Annotated in this window: 5 protein-coding genes; 4 read left to right on the top strand and 1 reads right to left on the bottom strand. The window is 56.0% G+C overall.

What is annotated here, in order from left to right:
* Window positions 1–236 precede the first annotated feature (236 nt).
* The 4 genes from B2T33_RS14090 (at window position 237) to B2T33_RS14075 (ending at window position 5,491) form a co-directional block, all read left to right on the top strand.
* Entirely contained in the window at window positions 237–986 is a 750-nt protein-coding gene (locus B2T33_RS14090; RefSeq protein ID WP_197147624.1) for an electron transfer flavoprotein subunit beta/FixA family protein, read from the top strand.
* Window positions 987–1,006: 20 nt separating this feature from the next.
* Window positions 1,007–1,942: an electron transfer flavoprotein subunit alpha/FixB family protein gene (locus tag B2T33_RS14085; protein ID WP_286792359.1), complete on the top strand. Its 936-nt coding sequence runs from the start codon at window positions 1,007–1,009 to the stop codon at window positions 1,940–1,942.
* A gap of 35 nt (window positions 1,943–1,977) precedes the next feature.
* A complete protein-coding gene (gene purU / locus B2T33_RS14080) occupies window positions 1,978–2,835 on the top strand; it encodes a formyltetrahydrofolate deformylase (protein WP_008889668.1) in 858 nt (285 codons plus the stop codon).
* A gap of 94 nt (window positions 2,836–2,929) precedes the next feature.
* On the top strand, window positions 2,930–5,491 hold the full coding sequence (locus B2T33_RS14075; protein WP_197146530.1) for a GcvT family protein: 2,562 nt from the start codon (window positions 2,930–2,932) through the stop codon (window positions 5,489–5,491).
* Window positions 5,492–5,566: 75 nt separating this feature from the next.
* Here the strand turns inward: B2T33_RS14075 and B2T33_RS14070 are convergent, their stop codons facing one another.
* On the bottom strand, window positions 5,567–6,544 hold the full coding sequence (locus B2T33_RS14070; RefSeq protein WP_197146529.1) for an MBL fold metallo-hydrolase: 978 nt from the start codon (window positions 6,542–6,544) through the stop codon (window positions 5,567–5,569).
* Window positions 6,545–6,824: the final 280 nt, after the last annotated feature.

The following is a 6,824-nucleotide window of genomic DNA, read 5'->3' as shown; positions in this document are numbered from 1 at the left end:
GATGCCAAAATCGGCAAACAGTACATTCGCGCCCCGAAACGATCGCCAGAAACCTGTCAAAATTGCCCCGACCCCGGAAACTCGGCATCCAGAATTGCACCACGCTCAATATCGCCTCCGGTAGTGTCGCATCGCGTAACGCTTCCAGTCTTTGAAACTTAAATCGGGTTGCTGCAATAGGCACCCACCCCGGACCAAAAACTTGTTTGATCCGGATTTCGTCAGAGAGGGAAATGATGAAGGTTCTCGTACCGGTCAAACGGGTCGTCGACTACAACGTGAAAATCCGCGTCAAGGCGGACGGTTCCGGTGTCGACCTTGCCAATGTCAAAATGTCGATGAACCCCTTCGACGAGATCGCGGTTGAAGAAGCCATTCGCCTTAAGGAATCCGGTCAGGCTGACGAAATCGTCGCCGTTTCGATTGGTCCGGCACAGGCACAGGAAACCCTGCGCACCGCCCTTGCCATGGGTGCTGATCGCGCGATCCTGGTCACGGTTGATGGTCCGGTTGAGCCGCTTGACGTCGCAAAAATCCTCAAAGGTGTTGTGAACGCCGAGGAACCCGGCCTTGTCATTCTGGGCAAACAGGCGATTGACGACGATGCCAACCAGACCGGGCAGATGCTTTCGGCCCTGCTTGGCTGGTCACAGGCAACTTTCGCCTCCAAGCTGGAACTCTCAGCTGATCACGCCAAGGTAACCCGCGAGGTGGATGGCGGTCTTCAGGCCATCAGCGTCAGCCTGCCGGCAATTGTCACCGCCGACCTTCGCCTCAACGAGCCGCGCTATGCGTCGCTTCCCAATATCATGAAGGCAAAGAAAAAGCCGCTTGATAGCAAAACCGCCGCTGACTTTGGCGTTACCGTTGCCCCGCGTCTGCGCCTGATCCGGGTTGAAGAACCGGCAACGCGCAAGGCGGGCATCAAGGTTGCCGATGTTGCCGAACTCACCGACAAACTCAAGAATGAAGCTGGCGTCATCTGACCCAGGCGGAGATTGAAATCATGGCTATTCTTCTTTTTGCCGAACACGATAACGCCACCTTGTCCGAGCAGACCGCAAAGGCCCTGAGTGCTGCAACCCAGATCGGCGGCGACATTGACATTCTCGTCGCGGGCGCGGGCATTGATGCCGTTGCCGATCAGGCATCCAAACTTGCCGGTGTTCGAAGCGTCCTGGTCGCTGACAACGATGCACTGGCAAACCATCTTGCCGAAAATACGGCCGACCTGATCGTTTCACTTGCGGGCGATTACGACACCATCGTTGCCGCCGCAACCGCCAATGGCAAAAACATCCTGCCGCGTGTTGCCGCCCTGCTCGATGTCATGCAGGTGTCCGAGGTGATGGAAGTTGTCGATGCCGATACCTTCAAACGCCCGATCTATGCTGGCAACGCCATCGAAGTGGTGCAAAGCACAGACGCCAAAAAGGTCCTGACCATCCGCTCCTCAAGCTTTGGTGCAGCCGAGGCCGGTGAAGGCGCTGTCGAAATCAAGCTGGTTGACGCGGGCAGTGCGAATAGCGGGAAATCTTCCTTCCTTGAAAACATTCTGTCGGAAAATGACCGGCCGGAACTGGGTTCTGCCAAGATTATTGTTTCCGGTGGCCGTGCCCTTGGTTCGGAAGACAAGTTCAAATCCGTCATCACGCCACTGGCCGACAAACTTGGTGCTGCTGTTGGTGCATCGCGTGCGGCTGTCGATGCGGGCTATGCCCCCAATGACCTTCAGGTTGGTCAGACGGGTAAAGTCGTTGCACCCGACCTATATATCGCATGTGGTATTTCCGGTGCGATCCAGCATTTGGCGGGTATGAAAGATTCCAAGATCATCGTTGCCATTAATACCGATGAAGAAGCGCCGATCTTCCAGGTCGCAGATTACGGCATTGTCGGTGATCTGTTTGAAATCCTGCCGCAGCTGGAAAACCAGCTTTAACATTCAACACGAGACATCAAGACGGAACCAAACCAGTGAATGATACCTCTTATATCCTTCGTGTTGCCTGTGATGATCAGCCGGGCATCGTTGCGACCGTTACCTCTGCTCTGGCCACGCGCGGCGCCAATATCGCCGAGTCCAACCAGTTCTGGGACCGCCACACCAACAAGTTTTTCCTGCGTGTTGCGATCATCACACCGGCAGATATCGACAAGGAATCCGTTGCCCTGTCGCTGAACCCGGCGGTGGATCGCTTTAACCTGAAGCTCAAGATTGATGAAGTTGCACGCCGTCCGAGAATCATCATCATGGTTTCGAAATTTGACCATGCGATGCTGCACCTTCTTTACCAAATCAAGGTGGGCTGGCTGGACGCCGAAGTTGCGGCCATCGTTTCGAACCACGAAGATGCCCGCAAGGTCGCCGATCAGGAAGGCATTCCCTTCTACCACTGGCCGGTGAACAAGGAAAACAAGGCTGAACAGGAAGCCAAGCTTGCTGACCTGATCAAGGAAACCAAGTCTGAACTGGTGGTCCTTGCGCGCTACATGCAGGTCCTGACCAACGAGCTTTCAAGCCAGTTCTATGGCATGATCATCAACATTCACCACTCGTTCCTGCCAAGCTTCAAGGGCGCAAAGCCCTATCATCAGGCTTACGAACGCGGGGTGAAGCTGATCGGGGCGACCGCACACTATGTCACGCCGGATCTCGATGAAGGCCCGATCATTGAACAGGAAACCGAACGTGTGAACCACGCCATGTCCGCAGACGATTTCGTCGCGGCTGGTCGCGATATCGAATCCCGGGTTCTCGCCCGCGCCGTCAAATACCATCTTGAAGGCAGGGTGATGCTTAACGATCACCGAACGGTTGTCTTCACTTTGTAGTAAACTTCGCAAAGGGGCCGGCTTTGACCGGTCCCTGACGCGTTTTCGCCATGCCGAGCACTGACAAACATCTCGGAAAGAAGGATTGAGAGAAATGAGCGCATTTCCAAGCAAGGCCAAAGTCGTCATCGTCGGTCTCGGGGGTATTGTTGGTTCCTCGGTGGCGCATCACCTGATCGAAAACGGCTGGGATGACATTGTTGGCATCGACAAATCGGGCATTCCGACCGATATCGGCTCGACGGCACACGCATCCGACTTCTGCTATGCCACCAGCCATGATCAGCTGACCACCTGGACCACCATGTATTCCATGGATTTCTATGAAAAGATGGGCCATTACGCGCGCATCGGTGGTCTGGAAGTCGCACGTGTTGGTGATCACGAACGCATGGGCGAACTCAAACGCCGCGTTGACTCCGGCAAGGCATTTGGCACCAACGTCAAAATCATTTCGGCCGCTGAGGCCAAGGAAAAATTCCCGCTTCTCGAAGAAGACCAGATCATGGGTGCGATGTGGGACCCGGATGCCGGTCTTGTTATTCCGCGCTCCCAAACCGTTGCTGGCAAACTGATCGATCAGGGCGTTGCATCTGGCAAGCTCAAGATCTTCTCCAACACCTCGGCGCTTGAACTGATCACCGAAGATGGCCGCATCAAGGGTGTCGTCACCGAACGCGGCACGATCCATGCCGATTATGTTGTTGTCTGTGCGGGTCTCTGGGGCCGTCTGATCGCGGAAATGGCCGGCGAAGACCTTCCCGTCATGCCGGTTGATCATCCGCTGACCTTCTTCGGGCCGTACAACCAGTTCGAAGGCACCGGTGTTGAAATCGGTTATCCGTTGCTGCGTGACCAGGGCAACTCGGCCTATATGCGCGACACCGGCGACCCCAAAAGCACTGAGGGTGGCCAGATCGAATGGGGTTACTACTATGAGGAAAACCCGCGTCTGGTCCATCCGCGCGACATCCTTGAAAAGGATCAGGCACGTCTGTCCCCGTCGCAGCGCGACCTTGAGCTTGAAGACGTCATGGAACCGCTTGAACGCGCCATGGAACTGACCCCGATCCTGACCGAGCTTGGCTTTAACGAAAGCCACTCGTTCAACGGCCTGTTGCAGTCCTCGGCCGACGGCGGCCCATCGATGGGTGAAAGCCAGAACCTGCGTGGCCTTTGGTATGCGGTTGGCATCTGGATTAAAGACGGACCGGGCATGGGCAAACTGATTGCCGACTGGATGACCCATGGCCGCACGCACATCGACCACGCCTCGGTCGATTTCTCGCGCTTTAACAAGTTCCAGCTGAATGAACAGTATATCCACGACCGTTGCTATGAAACGGCAAAAAAGATCTACAACCCGCCGGTCCACCCGCGCGAGCCGTTCGCCAATGCCCGTGGTATTCGTCGTTCGCCGTTCTACGAGCGCGAAGTCGAACTTGGCGGTTACTTCATGGAACTGGGCGGCTGGGAACGTGCACATGGCTATGCCGCCAACGAGCACCTGCTTGAAAAATACGCCGATCGCGTGCCGGTCCGTGAACATGAATGGGACAACCGCCACTTCTGGCGCGTATCGAACGCAGAACAACTGGCCATGAGCGACGATTGCGGCATCATCAACCTGTCGCATTTCCACATGACCGACATTTCCGGCCCCGATCACGTCGAACTGATGGAATGGCTTTGTGCTGCGAAGATCGGTGGGGATGCCAATATCGGCAAGGGTATCTATACCCACATGCTTGATGACGAAGGCATGGTGCGTGCCGACTTCACCGTTTTCCGCATGGAAGACCGCTGCCGTCTCGTCAATGGTGCCGATGCTGGCCCGCGTGACCTGACCTATATGCGCCGCACCGCCCAGGATAAGGGTTGGGATGTCACGATCACCGATGTGACCGAAGATTTCACCACCATCGGCATCTGGGGTCCGAACGCGCGTGAAAACCTTAAAAAGGTTGTCGAAGACCCCGAGGCGCTCAATGTGGAAAACTTCCCGTTTGCCGCCATCCGTCAGATCAAGATTGCCGGCAAGACCGTCTCGGCCTTCCGCATTTCCTACGTCGGCGAACAGGGCTGGGAACTTCACATGCGTTATGAAGACGGCCTGGCTGTCTGGGATGCGTTGCGCGGCATTGGCGTTCTGGCCGTCGGTGTTGAAACCTATGCCAACTCACGCCGTCTGGAAAAGTCACTGCGCCTGCAGAACGCAGACCTGCACACCCAGTACAACCTGCTTGAAGCCGACCTTGCCCGCCCCAAGGTCAAGGAAGCCGACTTCCGCGGCAAGGCAAAGCATGTCGAATATCGCGAACGCGATCATCAACCGGCCATGCTCTGCACGCTGATCATGACCGATAACGTTGATGCCAGTGGTGTTGCCCGTTATCCGGTCGGGCGTCTGCCGGTAATGGATCCGGAAACTGGCAAAACCCTGATTGATGAATTGGGCCGTCGTTCCTTCACCACCTCGATCGCCTTTGGTCCAAGCATCGGCAAAAACATCGCCCTTGCCTACCTGCCATGGGACTATTGCCAAGAAGGTCGCAGACTCAACGTGTCTTATATGGACGAGATCTATCCGGTCGAAGTTTACGGCATCGGCTACAAACCGATCTACGATCCGGAAAACCTTAAGCCGCGCAGCTAAATCGCGTACGCGCCATACGAACAGAAAAGGGCGGGGAAATTCCCGCCCTTTTTTCATATTCGAACCGATCAAGGCTTAACAACCGGCTGAACAGACCCCGGCGCTGTCGAATTCCATGGTCTTGCCACTCAACGGAACATGGGCTGGAACACTCACTGCGTTGATAAAGGCCTCTGTCCGGGTGCCGGAACGCACATTACCGCCATCCGTTGCCCATTCATTGGCGTGCGATGGAATAACCGATGCCGGCATGATCAGGTTATTGATCACATAGGCGGCTTCTGTCGGGCCGGTGGTGTAGGTATCACCGATATTCATCACCACCAGCTTCGCACCGTAATGACCGCGCACCACAGCATCCTGTTCGGCCGTGATGCCGGTATCACCTGACAGATAGACGGACAACCCGTTCGAGAACGTCAGGACATAACCGGTCGGCGGCCCCGCATACGCCGTCACCCCGGAAGATTTAAGCATCTCGCCCAACGGCCCACCCAGGAAGTCTCCAGACACACCGTTGCTGTGCACCGCCGGAACCGTGGTGATGCTCACACCACCGACCATACGCGAAGCCCCGAAACGCACCAGAACGGACTTGTCCGGATCACCCCCGATACTTTCAAGTTTACGTCCCAGAATACCGGGCATTTCGCTACCGGTTACGATCAGCGCATCCTTGGCATGTGCAATCTGAACCGTGTTCGACACGGACCGGACATCAACCGGGAAGGATGGCTTGCCGCATTCCGTTGCATTCACCGCCTCGATATGACGGTCACCAAGGTGGTCCCCATGCATATGGCTAAGCAATACCGCATCAATCTCGCCCAATCGCGCGTCGTATGGCCCGGCCACCGTTCGACCGGTGTCGTAAAGAATACGGGTACCATCCGGATCTTCGAAAATCATCGCCCGGTCAAGCGGGCAGAACTCGCCATCAACCGCGCCAAGCGGGGTCACTTTAACAGTCTGGGCCTTCGCCGATGCACCGATGACCAATGCTGCGGTAATCAACCCCGCAGCAAATCCACCCCATTTTCCACGCGTCTTCATGATCTGTCCTCCACTGTTTCATCACATTGAGTTTTGATCCGCTGACTTTAATACGTGCAAATAGGGCATCGGATTTGCGCCCTGCACCCGACCGACACGATCCTAACATAATTCGCCTTGCAACCTGGCATTGTTCAGCGGAAGACGGTGGCGGCCCAAGACTGACTCTCCGGGCAATAAAAAACCCTGCCGCCGAAGGGGGCAGGGTTTTTTTATTGGTTGCGGGGGCAGGATTAGCGCTCGCTTTGCTCGCTCAGCTCCGGCCTATGGCCTACGCAAA

The organism is Thalassospira sp. UBA4513, from assembly GCF_002388495.1.
Lineage (GTDB): Bacteria > Pseudomonadota > Alphaproteobacteria > Rhodospirillales > Thalassospiraceae > Thalassospira > Thalassospira tepidiphila.
The sequence above is the reverse complement of the archived record's forward strand: the minus strand, read 5'-3'. Positions and strand labels throughout refer to the sequence as shown.